The sequence below is a fragment of the Corynebacterium amycolatum SK46 genome (genome assembly GCF_000173655.1).
Classification (GTDB): domain Bacteria; phylum Actinomycetota; class Actinomycetes; order Mycobacteriales; family Mycobacteriaceae; genus Corynebacterium; species Corynebacterium amycolatum_A.
Genome location: NZ_ABZU01000003.1, coordinates 23,785 through 45,638 on the forward strand (window position 1 = coordinate 23,785; position 21,854 = coordinate 45,638).

Annotated in this window: 19 protein-coding genes; 5 read left to right on the forward strand and 14 right to left on the reverse strand. The window is 53.5% G+C overall.

Annotation, left to right across the window (positions count from 1 at the left end):
• Window positions 1-224: 224 nt before the first annotated feature.
• Window positions 225-683 (reverse strand): hypothetical protein, encoded by a 459-nt coding sequence (locus tag CORAM0001_RS03420; protein ID WP_005510262.1) that lies wholly within the window; start codon window positions 681-683, stop codon window positions 225-227.
• A 231-nt stretch (window positions 684-914) separates the two neighbouring features.
• Here CORAM0001_RS03420 and CORAM0001_RS11660 point away from each other — a divergent pair, with 231 nt between their 5' ends.
• On the forward strand, window positions 915-1,109 hold the full coding sequence (locus tag CORAM0001_RS11660) for a DUF4236 domain-containing protein (protein WP_016421461.1): 195 nt from the start codon (window positions 915-917) through the stop codon (window positions 1,107-1,109).
• Here CORAM0001_RS11660 and CORAM0001_RS03425 read toward each other — a convergent pair.
• The 7 genes from CORAM0001_RS03425 to CORAM0001_RS03455 form a co-directional block, all read right to left on the reverse strand.
• Window positions 1,106-1,801, reverse strand: coding sequence for a hypothetical protein (locus CORAM0001_RS03425; RefSeq protein ID WP_244261982.1), 696 nt, complete (start codon window positions 1,799-1,801; stop codon window positions 1,106-1,108). The two genes, CORAM0001_RS11660 and CORAM0001_RS03425, sit on opposite strands and share 4 nt — an antisense overlap.
• A 150-nt stretch (window positions 1,802-1,951) precedes the next feature.
• Window positions 1,952-3,547, reverse strand: coding sequence for a serine/threonine-protein kinase (locus CORAM0001_RS03430; RefSeq protein WP_005510186.1), 1,596 nt, complete (start codon window positions 3,545-3,547; stop codon window positions 1,952-1,954).
• Complete coding sequence (locus tag CORAM0001_RS03435; protein WP_005510190.1) at window positions 3,544-4,137, reverse strand: hypothetical protein; 594 nt, start codon at window positions 4,135-4,137, stop codon at window positions 3,544-3,546. The genes CORAM0001_RS03430 and CORAM0001_RS03435 overlap by 4 nt, the downstream gene beginning before the upstream one ends.
• On the reverse strand, window positions 4,137-5,756 hold the full coding sequence (locus CORAM0001_RS03440) for an Hsp70 family protein (RefSeq protein WP_005510228.1): 1,620 nt from the start codon (window positions 5,754-5,756) through the stop codon (window positions 4,137-4,139). Before CORAM0001_RS03440 ends, CORAM0001_RS03435 begins: the two co-directional genes overlap by 1 nt.
• 71 nt (window positions 5,757-5,827) lie before the next feature.
• Window positions 5,828-6,742, reverse strand: a complete 915-nt coding sequence (locus CORAM0001_RS03445; protein ID WP_005510132.1) for a hypothetical protein — start codon at window positions 6,740-6,742, stop codon at window positions 5,828-5,830.
• Window positions 6,729-8,063, reverse strand: a complete 1,335-nt coding sequence (locus CORAM0001_RS03450; protein ID WP_005510215.1) for an acyltransferase family protein — start codon at window positions 8,061-8,063, stop codon at window positions 6,729-6,731. The genes CORAM0001_RS03445 and CORAM0001_RS03450 overlap by 14 nt, the downstream gene beginning before the upstream one ends.
• Window positions 8,060-8,758: a hypothetical protein gene (locus CORAM0001_RS03455; protein ID WP_244261983.1), complete on the reverse strand. Its 699-nt coding sequence runs from the start codon at window positions 8,756-8,758 to the stop codon at window positions 8,060-8,062. Before CORAM0001_RS03455 ends, CORAM0001_RS03450 begins: the two co-directional genes overlap by 4 nt.
• A 251-nt stretch (window positions 8,759-9,009) precedes the next feature.
• Between CORAM0001_RS03455 and CORAM0001_RS03460 the strand changes: the two genes are divergently transcribed.
• Window positions 9,010-9,759: a hypothetical protein gene (locus CORAM0001_RS03460; RefSeq protein WP_081451093.1), complete on the forward strand. Its 750-nt coding sequence runs from the start codon at window positions 9,010-9,012 to the stop codon at window positions 9,757-9,759.
• A 2-nt stretch (window positions 9,760-9,761) separates the two neighbouring features.
• Window positions 9,762-10,475, forward strand: coding sequence for a hypothetical protein (locus CORAM0001_RS03465; protein WP_005510205.1), 714 nt, complete (start codon window positions 9,762-9,764; stop codon window positions 10,473-10,475).
• A gap of 108 nt (window positions 10,476-10,583) precedes the next feature.
• Here the strand turns inward: CORAM0001_RS03465 and CORAM0001_RS03470 are convergent, their stop codons facing one another.
• Window positions 10,584-10,802: a hypothetical protein gene (locus CORAM0001_RS03470; RefSeq protein ID WP_005510102.1), complete on the reverse strand. Its 219-nt coding sequence runs from the start codon at window positions 10,800-10,802 to the stop codon at window positions 10,584-10,586.
• A 367-nt stretch (window positions 10,803-11,169) separates the two neighbouring features.
• Between CORAM0001_RS03470 and CORAM0001_RS03475 the strand changes: the two genes are divergently transcribed.
• Entirely contained in the window at window positions 11,170-12,888 is a 1,719-nt protein-coding gene (locus tag CORAM0001_RS03475) for an AMP-binding protein (RefSeq protein WP_040361059.1), read from the forward strand.
• An 88-nt stretch (window positions 12,889-12,976) separates the two neighbouring features.
• On the opposite strand, the gene CORAM0001_RS03480 is transcribed toward CORAM0001_RS03475, so the two are convergent.
• Together CORAM0001_RS03480 and CORAM0001_RS03485 are read right to left on the reverse strand one after the other, a co-directional pair.
• Window positions 12,977-13,834 (reverse strand): flagellar basal body-associated FliL family protein, encoded by an 858-nt coding sequence (locus CORAM0001_RS03480; RefSeq protein ID WP_005510238.1) that lies wholly within the window; start codon window positions 13,832-13,834, stop codon window positions 12,977-12,979.
• 54 nt (window positions 13,835-13,888) lie between these two features.
• Entirely contained in the window at window positions 13,889-15,346 is a 1,458-nt protein-coding gene (locus tag CORAM0001_RS03485; RefSeq protein WP_005510212.1) for a purple acid phosphatase family protein, read from the reverse strand.
• Between the two features lie 150 nt (window positions 15,347-15,496).
• Between CORAM0001_RS03485 and CORAM0001_RS03490 the strand changes: the two genes are divergently transcribed.
• Complete coding sequence (locus CORAM0001_RS03490) at window positions 15,497-16,849, forward strand: hypothetical protein (RefSeq protein ID WP_005510126.1); 1,353 nt, start codon at window positions 15,497-15,499, stop codon at window positions 16,847-16,849.
• A gap of 52 nt (window positions 16,850-16,901) precedes the next feature.
• On the opposite strand, the gene CORAM0001_RS03495 is transcribed toward CORAM0001_RS03490, so the two are convergent.
• The 3 genes from CORAM0001_RS03495 to CORAM0001_RS03505 all read right to left on the reverse strand — a co-directional run bounded on the left by CORAM0001_RS03495 (window position 16,902) and on the right by CORAM0001_RS03505 (window position 21,847).
• A complete protein-coding gene (locus CORAM0001_RS03495; protein ID WP_157752524.1) occupies window positions 16,902-17,867 on the reverse strand; it encodes a TRAFAC clade GTPase domain-containing protein in 966 nt (321 codons plus the stop codon).
• A gap of 69 nt (window positions 17,868-17,936) precedes the next feature.
• Window positions 17,937-19,217, reverse strand: a complete 1,281-nt coding sequence (locus tag CORAM0001_RS03500) for a hypothetical protein (protein WP_005510245.1) — start codon at window positions 19,215-19,217, stop codon at window positions 17,937-17,939.
• Between the two features lie 23 nt (window positions 19,218-19,240).
• Complete coding sequence (locus CORAM0001_RS03505; RefSeq protein WP_005510129.1) at window positions 19,241-21,847, reverse strand: GAP1-N2 domain-containing protein; 2,607 nt, start codon at window positions 21,845-21,847, stop codon at window positions 19,241-19,243.
• Between the last annotated feature and the right edge of the window lie 7 nt (window positions 21,848-21,854).

Genomic DNA, 21,854 nt, shown 5'->3' on the forward strand with positions numbered 1-21,854 from the left:
TAATTCAATAAAGGTTGTTTCACCTAGCTTAAACGCGACGCGACGCAGATTAATCCCTATAGCCGTACGCCAGTAGCGAACAGTCTGGTCAGGAGAGGTATCACTGCTCCCACAACAGCAAAAGCTCCCGGTGGCAATGCCACCGGGAGGAAACGAATGTTGGAATGAATTACTCCTGCGCGTTAAGCCCTACGCCAAACAAGAAGGAGTACTCGCACGGGATATCAGTCAGTCTCCATAATCTCCCACTCGTATGGAGTCACTTCACCGCGCACCTCATGGTACGGAGAACTGAAGTACAGGGTGCCATTCTTATTCAGGACCACAATCCCGTGGAAGCTGTACTTCTTCCCTTCCTTCAGGCGGAATGGCGGACGCGAGGCATCCCAATTCCCGCCGCTCATTCCAGCGTCCCAGCTTCCAGATGCATCCTCAAGATCAAAGGTGACCAAATTGTGGGCGTTCTCCTTGCTACCCCACTTAGCTGTGGTCTGGCAGCGGAACATGTCCTGATTTACCGACCCACCACAGACTACGGTTTCTCCTTCTGTGGAATAGCTGACATAGTCACGGTTGATCTTGGGGTAGTTCGTAGCGGCATCGGCGACGGATGGATTGACAACAACAAGCGCAGCGGCGGCAGTGATTGCGGCGGCTACAACGGAAATCTTCTTAGTGAACATGACCTCAGATTAAAAACTCTCGGCCACAAAAGAAACGGGAGTTCTCCCCGGGGAGTTCTCCCCTGGCCAAACCATGCTGGCCTGCCCAAATCTAGATAGTGGTGCCATCAATCGCACCATGATTTACCCACCTTTGTCACAGGAACAATGCGGTCAGCCGGCAACGCAACTAGCGCAATGAGGCCAGAGCGCATGACCGCCTGTGACTCACCGAGAACGGAACTCATATCAATGGCTTTCAAACTATTCAGCTTCCGAAAAACCTTTCGCCCCACCCGCAACTCCCGGGTTACGCTGTCGCGTTCTGGCCTCGGATATTCCTATCGCATGGGGCCCGTTCGGTGGACGAAGAATGCCCGTGGCGGCCGAACCACCACTGTGAACACGCCAATTAAGGGATTGACTTATCGCAAGTACCGTCGTTAAGCGAGCAGTTTCAAGTCGTCTGCCGTGACCAATCGTGCTTCGATTGCAGCGACGACTACCAGCTGCAGGCGGCTCTTTTGATTAACCCGTTGCCACTCCTTGCTTGAGACCAGCCCTTTGCTCAAAGCGGATTCAAAAAGTGCGGTGCGGTAATGCTCGACTGCCTTTGCGGTCTTGCCTCCCAGCTTTCGGCCGGCCTCGGCATCGGTGCACGAAACCATAATGGTGTCGATTCGGCCGCGCAGATAGTCTTCCGCATATGCGGCGATCAGAGCACGCTGGCGCTCCGGCAGCTCCCCAACCGAGATAGTTTCTGTCCCGTCAGTTGGCAGCACGACCTTTGCATCGGCGTGCTCAATATCCTGTTTAATCTGAATTTCGTACTGGTCATCTTTGACGGAAAAGCGGATGAAATACTCCGGGTAGCTCAAATCAAAACGCTGTTGCGGAGCCAGTCGGAATGACCGCGACACCTCCGGAATGTGCACCATTGCAGTCACGTGCTCGCAGTTATTGAGCAAAAACCACATTCCGGATTCCGCGTACACATACATTGCTACGCGGTGCATGTAGCGATTATCTTCGCCCACCTTGAGATCGGCGTCACGCCCGATGGTTAATCCCTCACGCGGATTGGCAACAATCGCATCCCCACACAAATTATCAACCACAAGTGTTGGGAGCGATGTCACGTTGACCAGACCTTTCTCTCGCACCACCAGCCACCAACCGCGAATTAAGCACCTTGCCCAATGCTCCTGAGAAATCGCCCAACGGCGGCTGAAGTGACTGGCATTCAGGATAATTATCCGAAATATAACAAATAATCTCGGCGTTATCGCTTAATTCGTCGTGGTTTGCATTGCCCACGCCGCCACCGTGTCATAGGCAGCAGGACAAGGATCGCCTTCGGTCAAAACGACAAATACCGGACGGAGCACTTCGGGACTGGATGGCGCAGAGCTTTCCGCCGGCTGAACCAAGCAATAATTGATCGGCCGTGTTGCCTCGGAACCTTCGCTGTTCACGGCGTGAAAAGAACCGGACGTCTGTAGGACATCCAACCGGCGACCATCGGGCTCCATTCGCAGTTTCACAACTTCAGAGCCAGCCGGTTCAGCCACTGAACGGTTCTTGCTCACGGCATCCAGAATTTCACCACGCCATTTGTCATTTTCAGCCTCTGCAATCGGCTTCTTCTCATCAATACCGTGGCGAAATGGCAGCAAGAATTCATCCGCTGAAGCAAACTGCGTGGCGTGATATGCAGCACCGTTGAATGTTCCCATGCGCTGGATGCCCTGCCAGCTCTTCTCGCCGATGGGGACGTCGCTTAACGACGTAAGGGTCCACCGGTCGCCCACCGGAATCCGAGGCCCCTTCGCCAAATCGGGAGCGCGAAGTCGCATTGGTTCCGCGGAACCTCCGATAGCTACTGGCTGTGCCAAATGCTTGGCACTAAAGAGACCGCCATCTCCAATGCCACTACGTTCGGCAACAACAATGCCTCCACCAATAAGACCTAGACATGCCACTACGGAAAACGCTGCAAGAGCTTTCTTCCGGTTCTTCGGATTGCGAACCTCGACCGCACCACCATTTAGCGCAGCAATGAGATCGCTAATAAACGCATTACAGGATTCGTAGCGTTCATCGGCATCAATAGCCAACGCCTTGGCGAATACCGAATCGACTACCGCACCGAGGTTGGTAACCGGTCGCTTACCGCAATGCAATTGCCGCGCACTGGCCGCGTCAGTAGCTGGAAAGGCCTTATATCCCTGCAGCAGCTCGAATATCGTGCACGCAAACGCATACTCGTCACTAGCTGCACTAATGTAACCCTTAGTGAAGATTTCTGGCGCCATATAGGGCAATGAGCCGGCAACACGATTTGTCACGCCAACACTGTCGATTTCAGTGGCGGTTGATACACCGAAATCCACAAGCGTCGCACTTAACACAAGCCCCGACGAATCCCGCTCTACGACGATATTTGATGGTTTTACATCACCATGAATCACCGCTGGTTCGTGCTTTGCTAGCCGATCTAGCGCGGTAGCAATCTCCACACCAATCGACATGACTTCGCTCTTATCGAAATTGCGTGGCGGATACTCGGCCAGCTCAGTGCCCAACGAATTACCGCTGATAAGAGTCATGGTGAACCAGAGCAGATTCCCTGCTCGCCCGCCATCGAACACGGTCACTACGTTGGGAACGTGAACAGTAGCTGCGATAGAAACCTCGTTCTGGAACAGTGCCTCCATGCGCTTAGAAGCACTGGCCTCTTCCGGCAGTGGGACGATTTTCAGTGCTTCGTTTCGGCCCAGTTTGGGATTCCGTACTCGAAAAACCGTCCCCATATTGCCGGCACCGATGAGAGCTTCAACCTCGTAGCCCTCAAAAATATCGCCTACCTGGGGAAGATCAGTCATCGGTTCCGTTGCCCAGACCCATCGAGATTACCCACCATAATCTGGATCCCCGACTCAGAGCGGCAATCATAATTAGGCGAAACTTCTTGGCATTCCATCGTCAGTGGCTGACCGTCATACTCAATCTCGATTGTCGTCTGCTCTGGCAGTGTTCCTTGCTCTTGCCGCTGTTTACTGAGCGCCCGCACTACCTCGTAATATGCTTCACAGTCCATATCATCGCCCTGGTTTGACCAGGCACTCTGCAGCGTCGGGCACGCCGGATCAACGGTCGACGCTAAGACCTCTGGGTCTACGAACCGATCGTCGGCAGGCGGTGCGATAGTGGTCGAGGTTGGTTCCTGGTCGTCGCCCGCATAGTAGGACGGCGAGACTTCCACTTCGGTGCTTTCAGTAGTTTCAAACAGCCCGTCGGCGTTGTCCTGCTGGTTAGAGCGGAAATTTAGGATCCAGACCACCATTGCCAGGATGACAACAATCAGAATGGCGAGAACAAGCAGCAGGATTTTCCGATTTCGACCGCCAGAATCGGAATTTGCACCGCTGTCAATGTCATCGACGCCCGGGATTAGAGTGCGATCGTCGGTCATCAGTTATCTCCTTGGCTGACAGAAACCTTCATCATCGTCGTGCGAGCAGCCGAAATCTCTTCCTCATTCATCACACCAATTCGCACGTGTGATTCGATTGAGCGACCCGATGGAACGTGAGTACCTTCCACGGTAATCATGCCGTCTGCTGCTACAAAGAACTTAACCTGAATTGGCTGGCCCTTGGGCAACGGCGGGATTCCTGTCAGCATAGATTCCGAACCACTAATGATGTCATTGAGAGCGACATCTTCGGATGGAACGTCGCTGGCCTGCTGATACAGCGTCAAATCTACTTCCTCTTGGCCATCAACTACGGTCGAATACTCCCGGACCACCGGTTCAGACAGCGGAATCATGTCATTCTGGTTGACCAGATAGTCGATGTACGGGTTATTCAGGTGATCGACAACTCGAATGCCAATCGACTTTGGCAACACATTTGCCACCTTCTTCTCCGACAGCGCGGCTAGCTGCCCAGCATCAATTCCCGTCTCAGCCGCAATCTGCGCAATTGACTGCTGTTGTGCTGCAGGGCTGGACTCAGCATTGACCACGCCACCAAGCTTGCTAATCATCGCGGCAAGGGCAGCGCCCTTAGCAACGGCTAGATCAGGCTCAACCAACAGTGGCTTCTTACCCGTCAGACGCTCCACCAGTTTGGTTACGGCGGTCATTCGCGAAGATCCTCCCACCAGAATGACCTCATCAATTGTCAGTCCCGGCTCCTTTTCCTTTGCTGTCTCCATTACCCGGGTCAAAGGAATCTCCGTCTGCTCGAGCAGCGGCGCAGTGACACGCTCCAAGTCTTCGCGGGTAACGGCAATCTTGGCGCGGGAACCGGAGTCACTGGCAAGTCGCACAGTGGCGCTTTCCGCATTACTCAGCGCCTCTTTACAGTTCACCGTCTGCTCGTGCAGCTTAGCGACGAAGGTCTCATCGTTTTCCGCCTCCTCGTCACCAGTCTGCTCAATGAATTTATCCAGGATAAATTCACCAAGAGCCTTGTCCCAGTCGGCACCGCCCAGTCGAGCATCACCATCGGTGGCAATAACTCGGAAGGTGTTGTCAATCCCCTGCACAATCGTGGCATCGAATGTGCCGCCTCCGAGGTCATACACCAGCAGGGTCTTGTCCTTTAGAGGCTGCTTGGAGTCGTAGTAGAGGGCCGCAGCAACCGGTTCTGCTACCAGCTCCAACACATTGAAATTAGCAATCTGTCCTGCGTTGCGAGTTGCCTCGCGCTCCTTTGCACCAAAGTATGCCGGCACAGTAATAACTGCCGAAATTTCGTCGTCAGCTGCTTCGTCTGGAATCAACGAGCGCAAAATCAATGAGGAAATCTCCTCCGGGGTGTACGCCTTCCCGCTGAAATTCCATTTCTTATCGGTGCCGATGCTCCGCTTCACCAGCTCGATGACGTCATTGGGGCTGAAGAGCTTCTCTTCACGCGCCAGCTTTCCGACAACGGTATTGGCCTTCGACTCAAACCACACCACACTTGGCGTCGACAGATCTCCGTCGAGGTTTTCTTGAATGACAGGAACACCCAGTGAGTCCACGTAGGAAATTGCGCTATTGGATGTACCCAGATCGATGCCGTAAATACGCTCAGCCATGATATTTCTCCTTGTTCTGCAATCTGTTGATTGCTTGAATACTTCTGCCGTGTCAGTGCTCTAGTTGTGCTCTAGTTGCCACTCTGCCGGTACACCGTGACCGGCGCCTTGGCCACCACAATTGGGCTGGTAGAGCTAGTGAAGGTGTAGTAGTGCGAGATTCGCCGTGAGGGCGCTAGCGTGCGGTGCAGCGCGGGATTATCCGAATCCGCGAATTTGGTGCGACGATGAATTGAAGAATCAAAGGCATCGCCCACTTTCGCCTCTGTAATTGCCACTCCCATGGACTGAAGCGCATCTGCAATCGAATCCTGCAGGAAATCCAGTGTCGAATACAGATCACTACCATCAGTCTCGGTGGTTTCTTCGAGCCGCGAAAGATCAGCGCAGATTCCGTCATGGATAGCCGCCAACTTTTCCGCCAGCGGCATTAACTGGGCGTACCAACGACGATCAGTCAGCGTTTCTAACTCTTCACTTTGAGAGCGCAGTACTGCGTTCATTGTGTCCAGCCGAGTTTGAATCAAATCCAACTGCTTTACGACGTTCTCGGCCACAACACCTGCGGTACTTTCGACATCCATTTCTGAGAGCTCTTCCACTGTCACGGGAGGAACGTCTTCCTGGTTTGGTGTTCCTTCCGCGGCATCCTCAACACCACCAAAATCGACACCGCCAGAATCGGCACCGTCAGAATCAGCACTGCCAGAATCGGCGCTCTCAACCTTGGACCACGCAGCTTCGTTGGTGTCTAGTTTTGGGTCTCCGGAATACTCGACCGGCTCCTGACCTGTGGTATCACCGTTGTCGACCGTGCCCCGGGGGCCGAAGGACTCATCAAAATTCGGCAGCGGGGCGAAATTATGCGCTCCACCGAAGTCAACCTCCGGATACTTAGGATCTCGTTCCTGATACTCATCAGCACGACCGTCTGAATGTTTAGCCGACCTTTTATTTTCATCCTTTTTGTTATTAAAGAACCCCATTTTTATACTCCTTACCCTTGGCGAATAGATAGACAAGCGTTATGCCAACCATGATTACTATTAACGACATCTCCCAATCGAAATATGTGAAGAAGATTTCTCCAATTACCGCTGCAAAGAATACATATACAAAGCCGAACACACCTATCCACCTTTTAGCTGTCCGCGCTCTGACCAATTTATGCAAAATCACAAGAAATAGACCTAAGGTCAGTGCCGACCCAGCATTATGCACAAGGGCATAGTCATTGGGATAATATTTCAAGTCGTTAATTAGAGACCAGATAATGGATACAGCGGTCAAAGGTATTAGTAAAACCATCAAACGTCTTGTAATTAAATCTTTTTCATTCTCTTGTGCTTGTTGACCCCATGATCCTTTTTCTAGAGGTGATTTCTCGAGCGCATCCGTTCGATTGACGTTTTGAAGTACATGATTCTCAACTGTCGAATCGGAATTAGAACAGTAGGCTCCCTCAGCAATTTGCAATTCTTTACGAAGTCTCGTTGAGTCCAACGACGATTCGTCGTTAAGCAGACCGAAAGTATGTCGAGTCACTAAATCCGCTGGATTATCGACTGCTTGCAACCTTCGAATAAGACCGGTCCGGGTTTCGGCTTCTGGTGAACCGGTGCGAAAATTTGCGCCGATAGATTTCGTTGCACTCTTCAGCATGTCGCTATCGATGGGGTTGCCGTCGATAGCGCCTTCGGACTGCTCGCGAAAGCCGCTCGCAATGACATCTGCAATCGACCGGATGTCAGTATTTGCACTACTGGCCTCTTCAAAGGCAGCCCAGACTCTTTTCTCTGCGTTGTTCGTCGGACCAGTCTCAATTTCCTGGCTATCTTCAACGTCGACGTATTCACGGAGCTCCATGCGGTTAGACGTTGGAACCAATATCCGATCAAAGAACTCTTCAAGCCCGTGCTCGGTAATCGCTTTTCCGCTGCCCTTTGCATACGGCTTCAAGAACCCCTCTTTAACTGCCTTCATCTGCACATCAGTGAAAAAGTACTGAGGACGCTGTACTCGTTTGAGAACAAGTCGAAAGGAAACACCAAACTTCTTTCGCACCGCGTCAACAAAATCTTCGGTGTGCAGCTCATCGATGATGTCCAGTGCACGCTGGGACTGCCCACCGAAGAACAACAAGTCTCGAATTAGACGTACACGCGCTTCCCAAAACTGGGACGAAGAAGCGTCTCCGCCCAGGGGAATGTCGGCAATCAGCTGAGCTAACTTGGCGCCCGTTGGCACCGCGCCTGGTGAAAATAGATTTTCAGCTAGGTTGTCTCGAACTGCGGGATTCAGACTCACATCTGCTCCTGAATCTCACTGATGCGAACACGTTGTTCTGGGGACAGGCCTGTCATGAATCTTCTGGCAGGATCTACTGCGATAAGCCATCCGGGACCTACATGCTCCGGCAACAGTCGAATCATTGCCCGAGCAGGACGCCCCGAATCAAGCGCGGAGACAGTCGTCAGAGTCTCTCCGTTGACGTTGGCGTCGTCTCGCTCTTCCAGCTCATAGGCAGTGCCGTACGTAGAAAGCGCCTGCTTCATCTCTTCAAACGCCGCGGCAGTGTTGTAGTCGAATGCGGCGCGAGCGTAGATGTATTCCACTAGGACTACGAGAGTGAAGAGGACTAATGCTTCGAGCGAAATCAGGACGCTTTTAGCCATAAGCGATGCCGCAATGACTCCCATCACCGTGATAATGAGGCCAGGAATCCAACTAGTCTGATTTCGCAAGAACCACATCGCAAACCCCATGGCGAATGGAATCAACATAGCAGTATCTGGATATGGGCCACTATTGATAGATTCCAAAACTCCGCCAATTATGAATCCGGCGATAATGAGTACGACTCGCAACATCCAGGGTGCCCACCAGACAAAAAATGGCGGAATGATACGACCTTCTTGATCTACACCAACACGGTTCGGAATAATTCCTTGATCCTCCAAATCACCGCGCCAACCTTTAGTGCGATCTGGAACATCCTTCACAATTTCTGTGGTTTTTGAAAAGTAGCTTTTGGCTATCTCTTTCATCTGTTGAAAGTCCATTAAACAGTACTTTCCCTCGATCTTTTGTCCAACGATTAACTCGCCGAACCTGACAGGATTTAGTTAAACCTGTCTGGATAGGGAAAATCACCGGGAGAACTCCCGTACCTTTCTTGCAGCTTCCGCTATAGCGTCGTCAAGCAGATGAAGAAAAACTTATTCGGTGCTTAACTCGGAGGTTTTCAACGCCCATGTCATCCCATTTTCATTCAAAGCACGTTCTAGCTGTGGCAGCTGCCGCCACTCCCCTGACTCTGCTTGGCTGCTCAGGCATGCCCGCTAACAACGCTGCCCCGGAGTCCCCCTCAGTGGTGACAGTTACAGAAACGTACCCTGCTTCTGATGCACAATCCGAAACCCCTAGCTCGACTGAGAGTTCGACCGAGTCGGAGGAGCCAGAGCAGGAATATGCCAACAGTTCGCAGGATAAGAATTCTCCAAACAGCGAACTTTCGGACTCGGACGATGACTCTGGTGCAGTAACGCTGAACAGCTCGATGGAGCTGACCAAAATTGGCGGCATGGAGCCTGGCAGTGCCAAGCGCCAAAACGTCAAGATTGACGCAACTGCTCACCAGAAAGAATTGGGTGGCTTCGACACTGCTCGGATCACATTTCCCTTCGAGGAGTCCAATAGCCTGTTGACCTATCCCCTGGTTGATGGCGAAGCAAACGTCAGGTTGATGTGGAATTTCAGCCAGACCGGAGGAACTGAAACCTGTGAAAACAAGGTGGATGTCTACGATGCCGAAGGCAAACCGACTGCAAGTGCCAGCGCAGGTGTGACTGGACAACATACTCCTTGCCAAATCGTTCGCCGGTTTGGAGAGAAGGCTTACGCAACTTTTACAGAACCCGGTGAATACATCGTTGCTGTGACAGCTCAGCAACCGGGATTCGAACCAATCACAATCGCACAGAAGGTGAAGGTAGTCGGTTAAAAATGAGCGCTCACGAACCCATCGATCCGTGGAACAACGATCAGCCAACCTCCAAAGTGGACACGCCAAATAGAACTTCTGGTACCAAGCCAGGAAAGAATAAATCGCTGACATTGCCACTCATCGTCGGCGCGGTCGCAGTGGTTGTTGCCGGCGCGGCAGGTTTTGCCATGGGCGGCAAGAATTCTGAGTCCGAACTCGCAAGCGCGAATGAAGAGATTTACTCATTGCAACAACAGCTAGAGGAGCAGGAAAGCGAGCTGCAAACACAGATTGATGAGCTGAAGGACAAAAACTCGGAAACTCATCGCGAGAGCCTCAAGTCTGACCAAGCCGCCGCAGCAGCCTACAACTACAAACGGGCGCTCGACTGGCTGAACGTCTGCGACGCGCGCGACTACATGCCTGCAGAGACGGGGGCCGAACCGACTAGTTGGGGATCCCTAGGCATTGGCTGCTTTTACGATTTCGAAGAGTCAGGCGGAGAAATAGTCATTCTAGTTGGTGGACAAACTAACGAAAACAACAGTGGTGAACGCCGCAATGGCGATAAAACTGGTTATCTAGAATCACTCCAAATTAACCGCGTGCAGCTCAATGTATGGGTATCTGACTCTGGACCATGGGCCGACGCAGAGGAAAAGGCCACAGATATTGCCGAAAAGGTAAGCAATGCCGCTGAGCTCAACAAGAAACAGGACACTGAAGAACAATAAATAGCGTCCCTGCCATAAACGCCCATGAACCCCAGCTCACTACTGAGCTGGGGTTCATGGGTTACGTGGGGCCGATAATTCACAAAATCTACGGCACCGATTCAAAGACTAATTGTTCACACGGTCATCGTCATCAACGTCATCGCGATCATCGTCCAGCTCCTCAGTCGACGTCACCGTAGTGGTCTGGACTGGAGTCGTATCGGAGTCATCTTTATCGCCACACGCTGCGAGACCGAAAGTGGCACCGGTTGCGACTGCACCAACTACGGCTACTCGAGCTGCCGAGTTTCTCAGGAATGCACGGTTCTTGAGATTGGAATTCATCGATTCTCCTATGTCGTATCGGATAGGTTCGCCCTTCGCCACCGAGTCGAGGGCGCAGCTGGATTAGAACACGTTTCAGGAGCCCTCCCCAAAGGAATCAGCTCCAAACCAGAACCTTCCCCGGCTAAGGTCAGCACCCATTGAGCTGCGAAAGAGAACTGATACTTGACCATCTTCACTGGTCACCGCGCATATCTTCACAAATATTCGTTTCTGATAAAAAAATTTTGCAAAAGCTACACAAAAGTGACCTAGGACACTTATTCTTACTGTAAAAGAAACTAAATCGGCGGTCCTACCGATGAGGTTTCGCCTGATTAGGCCTCTCCGAAGACCACAGGACATGAACCACGGAAGATGAGTGACTATGACATCTGATCCACAGACCTCGATTCTCAATAAGGTGCGCAAAGCTTCGCGAGCTACCTCGGACCTCGTTCTCGGACTCGCACCGGTGACGCAGGCTGGTGTCCTCGGCTCGATGGGACCCGGCGCTGCTGGCAAGGCATTAAATTCCATCTACCGCTGGGACTTCCTGCCAGCTGGTCTCCTCGGCATTGCAGCCGGCCGCGATCCGCACCACACCGCAATTATTGATGACGGCGGCTCGCTGACCTACGAGGAGCTGCATGAGCGCTCCACTGCCCTGGCGCGAGCACTCCGCCACGGCGATATTCAGCAGCGCGACCGCATCGGTGTGCTGGCTCGCAACCACCGCGGTTTCATTATGGCTCTGTGCGCCCACGGTCGCCTCGGCACCGACCTGGTGCTGCTCAACACCGGCGCCTCTGCCGAGCAGACTCTGGCCGTGATTCGTGAGCAGAAGATTGACTTCCTGTTTATTGATGAGGAATTCACTCACATGTTGCCGGAGGGCTTCGATGAGTGCCCGGTCGCAGTGTCGTGGTTCGAAAACTACGGTGACACCTCCTGCGTTCGCGAGGGCTGGACCTCCATGCAGGAGATGCTGAAGACGGCACCTCCAGCAAAGTGGCCAACCGCCGAGCTGCCAAGCCGCCCGCGCCGTGGTCGCGTTATTATTCTGACTTCCGGAACCACCGGCACTCCAAAGGGAGCCAAGCGTCCGGAGCCACGCAGCTGGATGCCGGCATCGTCCATCATGAGCCGCATTCCGCTGCGCCAGCGTCGCCCGGCTTACCTTGCGGCTCCGCTGTTCCACACTTGGGGCTTCGCAACTGCACAGCTGTGCATCGCACTGCGTTCCACCATGATCATGCGCCGCAAGTTCGATCCAGCCGACAGCCTCCGCATTATCGAGCAGCACTCTCCGCACACCATCTTCCTGGTGCCGACCATGCTGCAGCGCATGATTGAGATTCTCCCCGACAACTACGACATCGGCGCGACATCGCTGAAAGTCATCGCATCCTGTGGTTCGGCTATCCCCGAGGGAATTGTCACCAAGACCCTCGAGCGCTTCGGACCGGTTCTCTACAACCAGTACGGCTCCACCGAGGTCAGCTGGGCAACCATTGCTACCCCGGATGAGCTCAAGGCAAATCCAACCACGGCAGGTCGCGCACCGCTGGGCACTCGTGTCCAGATTCTCGACGAAGACGGCAACCGCGTTGCCGACGGCGAGACCGGTCGAATCTTCGTGGGCAACAACATGTTGTACGAGGGCTACACCCGCCCCGGCGCGGACAAGCAGGTCATTGACGGCATGGTCTGTACCGGTGACTTGGGTCGAATGGAAAATGGTCTGCTCTACATCTCCGGTCGCGAGGACGACATGATTGTCTCCGGTGGCGAGAACGTCTTCCCACGTCAGACCGAAGATGCACTCAGCCAGCTCGAGGGTATCCGCGAGTGTGCAGTCGCAGGTGTTCCGGATGAGCGCTTCGGTCAGGCTCTGGTCGCCTGGGTTGTCCGCGACGATTCCCCTGAGGGCCGTGCCCTGACCAATGAGCAGATTCGCACATACGTCAAGCAGCACCTCAGCCGCTTCGCTGTTCCGCGCGAGACCGTGTTCCTCGATGAACTGCCACGCAACGCAGTCGGCAAGGTGGTTCCTCGCCACCTGCCGAAGCCGTGGGAGAATGCCGCCGAGGAGAAGGCGGCTTAGGGCGCAGAGACCGTCGTAAAGCAAAAAGCGCCGACCACAGTGCAAAACTGCACTTTCGTGGTCGGCGCTGTTCTGTCAAAAGTTGCAGCTAGCCAGCCTGCAGGACACCGTAGTCGATGACATCGTCCTGGAAGATGTTCTCATCATCGGCGTTGTAGACGTTGATTTCGCTCGGCGTCAGCACATATTCAATGCCGCCGTTCTTGGCGATGATTTCGTTTGTAGAGTAACTAACCACACTGTACGGATCTGGGTTCTCCGAAATATCACCGAAGTGGCCGACATAGTAGCGCTGCTGGCGATTACTGGAGTTCTCGCAGATTACGATCCATCCCTCGGTTGTCTCAGCAAGAATTCGCGCGTAATACCCACTCGAACAGCGCGCACTATTGTCAATCCAACCACGCTCGTCAAAGTCAGTGCCGTACGTATTACGGCTCATGTCAAAGCCCGAACGCTTTGATGAAGACTTCTGTCGTGTCGTAGAGGGCGCCGCCGGCTCCGGCTCGCTCGTCGCGGTCTCAGTGTAAGTTTGAGTCTCCGTATACGTCTCCGTCGGAGCAGGGGCCGCAGTGCTTGACGACGAATCCCCCGCCGCAACCGTATCGGGCGACTGCGGTGACTGATCTGCGTCCTCGGAATCCGAACCCGTGACCATGATGCCAATCACCAGCGCCAACCCCAAAATGAGAACACTAACGACGCCAATTGCGGCATAGAGAACCGTATTTGACTTTGAACCACTCTGCGGTACTGCGGGCTGAGCAGGCTGCTGCTGGGTGGAAGACCCGAGCTGGGTGTCGGAATTAAAAGGATTGAACTCGGTTGTTTCATTGAGGTCGTTCGAAGAACTCGACCACATGTCCTCGAAATCCTTAGGGCTTCCAAAGTAATCATCGAAGCCATTGCCACCATTCGGCCCATGCGAGTCCTGTGGGTTAGCCATTGAATTCGTCCTTATCCGAAAGATTTCTTATCCAGGTCTAAGCATATCGTCGTTTTAGGTGTTTACCGCAATTTTGTAGTGCTGTACATAGTTACGATCGGATATCTGTCCCAACATCAACTCAGGTTCTAGCCCGAACAAAGACCAGCGAGTTTTCACTGACCACGCGAGAGACTCCGGAGTCCTGGTCCTGTGATAAGTGACTTGCGACCCATCAGTATGAATATGGATACGGGTGTAGCCGCCGGGATAACCGAGCGATGATCCGCGCTCACAGAAGTCCGTCGCCCCAACATCCGCAACTCCCCGACGGTTGCGGTGCGTGTGACCTGCAAATACCGCCTTTGCCCCTGGAGTTGCAGCTAGAATTTTCTGAAGTGCTGCCGCTTGAGTTCGTTCGAGCATAAAGGACGGACCTCCGAGGTGCGATTGCACGGCATCATCGGTAATCGGATGGTGTGCAAACAAAATTGTCGGCCGTTCCGGATCTTGAGCGAGCTCTGCACGAACGGCACGCATCTGCCGCTCATTAATACGGCCACCGGCATAGCCGAATTCAGCGGTATCCAGCCCAATGAGACGGACCTCCCCGACTTGAGTCACCCAATGCTGCTGCGTGGGGACAAGCAGACCACTGAAGTAATCGGGAATATAGGTTTTCCCCTTTCGAATGTCCCGTCCACGTCGGCCATTGATATTTGGCAGCCCAGGAGGATGGATATCATGATTGCCTCGAGTGACAAACCACTGTTTGCCCATTTCACCGAACTGATTCATCACTCGGAGGAATTCATCGTATTCCTCCGGACGGTTACTATCCGTGCAGTCACCGTTGACGACAATGGTGTCAATGCCGTCTTCCTTCACTGTCTTGAGCAGGCTCTCCAACTGCATCGAAGGGAATGGTTGCTCGCCAGGCTCCGAAGAGAGACCGAAATTACCGAAACGAATACCGTCGTGATTCGGCTTGCCAATATGTGTGTCATTAGTCAGGGCGATAGTGGCCAGCAATTTACCGCTCAGCGTCGGCAGTGTTTTGAAAACGCCGAGGTGCTCAGGAGCCGTCTTGCTCATTGTTACTGCAAGGGTGGGCTCCGCCTTGGCATCGTCTGACCAGCATTCAAACTGATATTCACGATCGGGCTCCAGTCCTTCAATCACCACATGGTGATACCCGGACTCCGAGAAACCCTCATGCACCGTTTTAAGCTCTCCACCGCCCACTGGTGCCATAAGCACCCGTTGTCCGGCTGCAACCGTTGGCCTAGCCAAGCCGTAGGCCGTCTTCACACCCGGCGCGTAGGTAGCCCACGTGAAAGCCACCGACGTATCAGTTACCGTAACGACCTCGAGATCACTGGCCTGTACCGCCATTGACTTAGTGTCGTCCTCGGATAGCCCCAAACCTGCAGTTACCAGCCCAAGGCCGTAGGCTCCCGAGGTCTTGGCCAAAGCCATTGAACTAGCAGCGAGGGTCGCGACTGAAAGGTATGCGCGGCGCGAAATGCTCATAACCGCTAAGAGTAAGACGAAAAAGTTAAAGACAAATGAACAACCGAATCCTTGGCAATTATGGGGTTAGTGGCGTGTGATTTTCACATATTGGATGCATTTTTGGCCCTCATGCTGCCCAAGCGGTTGATCTCCGGCTAGGCTCATCATATGTCCCTCAATAATATTCTCGAGCGAGTACGGCTCATCGATGCACCAGCCTCGGAAGAAATCCAAGAGATTCACCAAACTGGCACTATCGACGACCAAGAGGGCCAAATACTCGCACAGCTGGAGCAGCTTGACGCCGTCACCCAGGTTCAACCAGACCGCGAAAGCTGGGCACGCCTCATCGCACTCTTTGCCGCCCGGGCTGACGCCCACGCTAAGCGCGGCGAAGTCGAAGAGGCACAGGAAGCTTTCCGACGAGCCGCTATTTATGGCCTTCTCATCGGGGACGCTCAGCTACGAGAGCAGTCGCTTCAAGCTGCTGAGAATGCCGCCTCTATTGTCGACTCGGCCTCTGTCGCCAAGGGAGCCACAGACCTAGAAGCCGACGAAGCGGCCCCAAAACACGCAGTTCCTGACCATAGTGAGCAGCGCACTTGGGCTACTGCTGCTGAGCTCACCGAGCTCGAACCTGAAGAATTCGGCCACTCAATGAATGAGCTTGCAGGCCTTGATGACCCCACTGCCACGCAGCTAATTAAAGACTGCTACGACACCCTGTCAGCGCAGCTCACTCAGGCGACAAAGGAAAACGACGCCGATCGGCAGATTCAAATTGCAGACCGCGTCATTGCCGGTGCGAACTCATCTGTTCACCCCACACCAGAGCTACTCTCAAACTGTGTCTTCACCAAGTCGGTCGCACTGGCTCAGCGTGGCTTTTCGCCACAGCTAGAGTCCGCCGTGGACGAGGCTATTAACGTCTTCAGCACTTCCGATCACGACACCGCCGGAGAGACCCTCATGCTTTGCTACCGGGCACTTATTCCGATCCCCGAGGCGTCTGCGCAACGATTCCGTTTACTTTCGGCAGCATCAGGCCACTATGAGGAAGCGCAAAACACACCACAATCATTGACCTGCCAGATTGAACTGGGCATGGAACATCAGCGCACGAACAACTTCGCTGATGCGTTTACATTTTTCCAAAATGCCGCACAGCAGTCATACAACGCACAGGTTCCTGCGACCTTCACACGAGCTAGTTTTCTCGTCGGAGATTCTTGGGGCAGAGCTATCCAAGAGAGGAAAGTCGAGCCCAACAAAGGCGCATTTAATGCCGCCCGTGCCTACATAAGTGCTATCAGTACTTTCCCGGAAGAACAGTACACCACCAACGCGGACAAACAGATTCTCGCTCTTGCGAACCTGCGGTTAGCCGTGCTCCTGCACTCTAAGCGGGACTTGGCGCAACATCTCCAAACCACTGCCCGCACCTATGCACTGAAGGCACATTCAATCTTCGAGTCTCTCGGAGAAAATGAACGCGCCCAACAGTGCCTCCAATACCAGTAATGGTCGAGTGGTGCTGAGCGAAAACTCAGCACCACTCGAGAACTCAGCACAACTACGGGGTGAAGCCGTAGTTGAACAGAACCCAACTAATTGGGTCCATGCAACGGTACGGGGCAATCCCCGTTTCCTGAATATGTGAGCCCTTTGGTGGTGCACCAAGTGCCGATGTCGCAAAGTACCGACACCGGTGCAGATTCCGCCCAAAGTAGTTATTAAATGAGTTGACCAGAGTTTTTGCGTCCAATTTAATCAACAAACTCTCGACCTCGTAATGCAGGAGCTGAGAGTCGTGATCGTCATAGTTAAAACCGTTGTCCCGTCGGTAAGCGGAGCCATAGTTGCCCATAATCTGCGCCCACTCACTGTTTTCAACTGATTCAAGGCTCTGCAAAGTATCGAATTTGGACAGTGCAATCCCAAAGCGAGAGTGGTTGTCCACGTTGAGAACGCGTGTAAGATTCTGCAACACCTTGCTCGGGTCACCGCCGAGTGCAGATTCCGAAATAAAGCCCTTGAGGTAGTTCTTAATCTGCGGAACCTTTAGCGGGTCAAAGAGGAAAAGGATTTCATCGGCATAATTGAAGAAATCCAGGCGCGAAGTGTCCTCTGGCAGATTTTCCAAATCTTCGCCCGCGACATCACGAATAACAATAAAGAAGTTGCGATTCTCATTCGTGCTGCGGTCGAAATGAACCCCAAGATGATAAATTAGCGGGTCATGCTGATAGGCATCAGAACTGCTATACGACGGGGTCGGTGGCATAAGGCCACGTTCTTCAAATAGCGGAGTTTCGTAATTGGTTTCGTAGCGCTCCTGCGTAGTTTCATCCGCAGGTTCGACTACAAATCCAAATTCTTCGCCCATCTGTTGCAGGAGTTTCACCAGCACGCCGATGTAAAGGGACTTCCCCGATGCTCGAGCACCGGCGAGTGCAATACAGACAGTCGCTGCGTTTTGCCATCCTCGGGGAAGATCGCGGTCAACGTACTCACTGCGCTCGGCGTTTGGGTCTGACAATGGTTTAAAAGTCCAAGGACAGCGCGTGACAGCGCTAGTCAGAAGCGTTGGATTGTTGTTCATCTTTCACTACCTCCAATTCCCTGGAAACTGACTGTCATTGGGGAAGGGAGTTTCCGAATCACCAGGAAACTCATTGCCGGCGAACGGCGCGTCCGGAAAACTTGGACGGCTCTCCCCCTGCTGAGATGGCTGTGGATCGAAGCCACCAAAACTGGGCACATCGATATTAGGACCAGATGAGAATCCCCTACCCGGGACATCAGGAGTGGGATTGTTATCCAATCCTGGAACTGGGAAAGCCGGTGGTTCGATGTCACCGAAGTCAGTTGTGCCGCGCAGCTTTCGCCGACTGTGCGCCGTCGGTAGAGTCCCCTGAACAACAGTTGCGATTGCTTCGCTCACAATCTTCAGCGGATGCTGCATACCAGAAGCGCTGTCAGCAGCAGTCACCGGAGCAGACAGTCGACTTTCAAAAGTGGAACCGATGTTGACGATGGCACTGTTGTTGCCTTCTACTGGAATATCCACAGGGTTATCTCCCAGTACCAGTGCAACGGCATTGGACTCCGCTAATTCGACTACAGCAGGCGCGACGTCGGAGATGACGAAAGTCAGGTGGCTCATACCGTCACCGGAGTACTCGGCCCCGCCGACGTACCGATGGCCTTGCTTCACAATCTCAACGACGCGGGATTCGAGCTTTTCTAAGCTTACGCGCTCAGTTCCATCGTGCCCCCAACACAATTCCACGCTATCTAGAGATGAGCACGCGGCGACGGAGCCGGTGATTACGTTAACTGCCTGCGGAATCAATCCAATAAGAGCCGGCGTGGCCATAGCCGCACCGCAATCGAGGAAGACCCTAACACCCATACCATCAGGCAAATACGAGTTAGAGGCATCAATCATCGGACGAAGATTAGAACGAACGATACCACCCAACCCGGCCACGCTCTGTCCAACCGAAGTATTGGCAGTGGAAACTTCTAACCATCCGTCATTCCGGGTGAGAGTGGCAATACGAAGTGGTGAATTGTCACTCAACGTCGCTGGCGGGAATTCGATAATCTCCTCCGCACTCGAACCACGACGGCCACTGCTAATCTGCACCGTGGCGGAGACTGCATTGGAGAAGTCCGTACCACTACCGGGCTGAATGCTAACGCTAATCTCTCCGTTACATTCTAACAGCTTAAAAGCCGAACCCGACATGCGGTTATAGCGACCTTCGCCCTCTAAATTGAGCTCAGCGGGAACGTTCGAACCGGCGGTGACTACCCGGACCTCGAGCATGCCCTCCATACGGAGCCGAGTGGTCGTGCCTGGGACTAATTGGCGAAAAGACATTAGTACTCCTTCAATTCTAATTTTCAGTACTGACGGGAAACGTCGTTGGCACGACGTGTTAGAGGACTGATTCCCGGGATTTCCAGCTTTGCAATGTACTTGTTCTTTAGTTCAATCCGCGAAACGCTCTTGTCACGCTGTGCAGCAGGTAGAGATAGTGCGAGGTCGTCAAACAAACTTTCTTCCATAAAGTCGATTCGCCACCATGGCAAGTACAACGACTTTGCTAGCTTCCGATTATTGAGCGACTGGTACGCATCCTCGATAGCCCAGCAGGCTAACGACACAAACGCACCGTAGAGAAGTGGATCACTCTCGATGGGTCCAAAGAAGATTCCAGAAAGCTTGGACAGTCGAACCTCGGAGTACAAGTTCTTAGGAAATAGCGGACTGCATTGATGTTCTTCTTTAATCCAGGAGCTTATTTCTGCGGGTGTTGCTCCCGCTAATACAGCCAATTCTTGATCAGTAAAAGGCGTGACCGTATGGTCTGAACGCTCGGTTTCACACTCTTGTTCCACAGCGCCCTGACCCCACGCCGACCGCGTCCCAAAGTCCACGGTCTTCTTGCCCGTAATTTCCGCTGCCGTCCTACCTGGGCGGCGCCCCGGACTGTGGGAGCTCGAACTGACCGGCGCGAAGTCCGACTCAGGTTGCGCAAATTCAGCCTGCTTAACATTAATGCTGCCGTTTTGTGACACCGAACCGCTAGGTGTTTCCCACGTGGTCGGTATCTTTTCAGGCGCGGGCGGTGCAGCCGCGGACTGCGCGGCCTCGGGCACATTTCGCCACATTCCAAGCGCAAGCACATCTTTGCCCTCTGCAGAGAGCAATGACTTCGCATCACGAATGGCAGGGGTGAAAATGGAAATATTCTCCTGCCAACCGGGGCCTTCGCTATCCAGGACAGTCTCAATTGAGTTCAGCCCAAAAGCGATAGCTCGTGACTCATGAGCACCCAGCGCAGGGGCCGTCGTCACGCCAAAATCAGAATTTTCAGGACCGATACTGGTGGAAAAATCGCTGCCAAAACTCGGTTCTGTGAAGGAAGGATCAGAGAAACCACCGGTGAACGGATCCTGGCCCTTCGGCTGCGAATTGCTGTCTGCCACCTTTCCCAGTGCCCATGCTGAGACCAAGAGCGCATCCACCAAGTCAACCGCACGGTGATTCCTATTCTCAGCTGCGCTCAGAACTGTTGAGCTCAGCGAGAGTGAAAACTCATCCAACCCCAACCACTTAGAGACGTTAGGGTCGAGTGCCTTGGCATTGACGACGTGCTGGTAGAGGCGATCATCCTCGCTGACCAACTGCTGTAGGATTTTTTCAATCTTGGCACCGGAGCGAGGCAGCGCCCGAACTTGATAGCAGTCCTCGAACACGAGATCCAGGAAGTCTGATCCACGGATAGCTTGCTCAATCTCTTGCTCTGAAAGCAGCCCGAGTGTTTCCCACTTCATCAGCTGCCTGTGAAGTTCCGGAAAGCGACGCGAGCATAAATGGCTCGGACCGAATTCCGTCAGCAGCTTGTCAAAAACACTCTCATTCAGATTTGCTGGCAACGGGCCAGCCGCAATCTGCTGACGGATAGGCTCTCGTAGATAACGAAGCATTCCGTCATCCATGACAGCTTCCGACACAAGATGCCAGGAAGGATGTCCCTGCTCGTTAGTCTCGACCGCATTACGGCTTTTTGCACTGGCCGAATCGGCATCAAAACACTGGTATTCAAAGAGGACTTCCCAGGCTGAGACAGGAATCTTGGTTCCGTTCAAGATGTGAACAGCACCCTCGCCGTCAATGTTTTGGACATTGGGTTCTGTATCCGTACGAATACAGATGACATCGTGGTTCGCCGCAGCTGCGTCATAATCCTCAAGAGGAACACAGACAACTTGATATCCGGCCTCCACCGCTCGGGAAAGGTTACGGGCACGCTCAAAAGTCGACCAGTTCATAGCTGAGAGAGAGGCTGGTGACGCGCTCAGGAACAGAGCTGAAAGCCAGAACTTCGCTTCCTGGTTGGGGCATGCGATTGCCACTACCCGCTGTTGTGTAGAGAGCTTCAATACATGATTGACAGCGCTCAATACTGCACGGTGCACGGCGGCGCGATCGACTGGCGAGCCATCGTCAAAAATCCAATTCCACACATTTTCCGGAATGGCGCAAGGGCCCTTGTGGAGCTGGCCGTCCAACGCGGGGATTGAGTTTACTTCCTGCGGCCCAAAAGGCGTCAGCAGGCCGTCCGAATCAAGGAAGTCGGTTGCTCGCTGTCCGCCGAACCCACCGCGCAGAACATATGCCTGGGTGAAAACATTTCCACGGCGTCCCGTCGCATCTTCACCGACCGGCGTTGAGTAGATAAATACCCTGTCCTCGGGGTGCCCTGACTGCTGCCAAGGAGCGTCCAAGACCGCGGTACGCCGATCCATTGCCGCAATTTCATCTCGGTTTGGATACTTTGGAATCTCGATCGGTGAATCAATGACGGTCGGGACGACCTCAACCAACGCCTTGGACTCAGCGTCGTTGAGACCCGCCTGCTGACCGATTCCCCAACCGGATCGACGATTGTTTTGGAAAGAGGCGAAAGTCAAAAAACCCTGCGCCATTATTTCTTGTGCCATCGTTTCT

Coding starts and splice junctions, on each gene's coding strand:
- CORAM0001_RS03420 (WP_005510262.1), bottom strand. CDS start 683: ATGTTCACTAAGAAGATTTCCGTTGTAGCCGCCGCAATCACTGCCGCC.
- CORAM0001_RS11660 (WP_016421461.1), top strand. CDS start 915: ATGGCTTTCAAACTATTCAGCTTCCGAAAAACCTTTCGCCCCACCCGC.
- CORAM0001_RS03430 (WP_005510186.1), bottom strand. CDS start 3,547: ATGACTGATCTTCCCCAGGTAGGCGATATTTTTGAGGGCTACGAGGTT.
- CORAM0001_RS03435 (WP_005510190.1), bottom strand. CDS start 4,137: ATGACCGACGATCGCACTCTAATCCCGGGCGTCGATGACATTGACAGC.
- CORAM0001_RS03440 (WP_005510228.1), bottom strand. CDS start 5,756: ATGGCTGAGCGTATTTACGGCATCGATCTGGGTACATCCAATAGCGCA.
- CORAM0001_RS03445 (WP_005510132.1), bottom strand. CDS start 6,742: ATGGGGTTCTTTAATAACAAAAAGGATGAAAATAAAAGGTCGGCTAAA.
- CORAM0001_RS03460 (WP_081451093.1), top strand. CDS start 9,010: ATGTCATCCCATTTTCATTCAAAGCACGTTCTAGCTGTGGCAGCTGCC.
- CORAM0001_RS03465 (WP_005510205.1), top strand. CDS start 9,762: ATGAGCGCTCACGAACCCATCGATCCGTGGAACAACGATCAGCCAACC.
- CORAM0001_RS03470 (WP_005510102.1), bottom strand. CDS start 10,802: ATGAATTCCAATCTCAAGAACCGTGCATTCCTGAGAAACTCGGCAGCT.
- CORAM0001_RS03475 (WP_040361059.1), top strand. CDS start 11,170: ATGACATCTGATCCACAGACCTCGATTCTCAATAAGGTGCGCAAAGCT.
- CORAM0001_RS03480 (WP_005510238.1), bottom strand. CDS start 13,834: ATGGCTAACCCACAGGACTCGCATGGGCCGAATGGTGGCAATGGCTTC.
- CORAM0001_RS03485 (WP_005510212.1), bottom strand. CDS start 15,346: ATGAGCATTTCGCGCCGCGCATACCTTTCAGTCGCGACCCTCGCTGCT.
- CORAM0001_RS03490 (WP_005510126.1), top strand. CDS start 15,497: ATGTCCCTCAATAATATTCTCGAGCGAGTACGGCTCATCGATGCACCA.
- CORAM0001_RS03500 (WP_005510245.1), bottom strand. CDS start 19,217: ATGTCTTTTCGCCAATTAGTCCCAGGCACGACCACTCGGCTCCGTATG.
- CORAM0001_RS03505 (WP_005510129.1), bottom strand. CDS start 21,847: ATGGCACAAGAAATAATGGCGCAGGGTTTTTTGACTTTCGCCTCTTTC.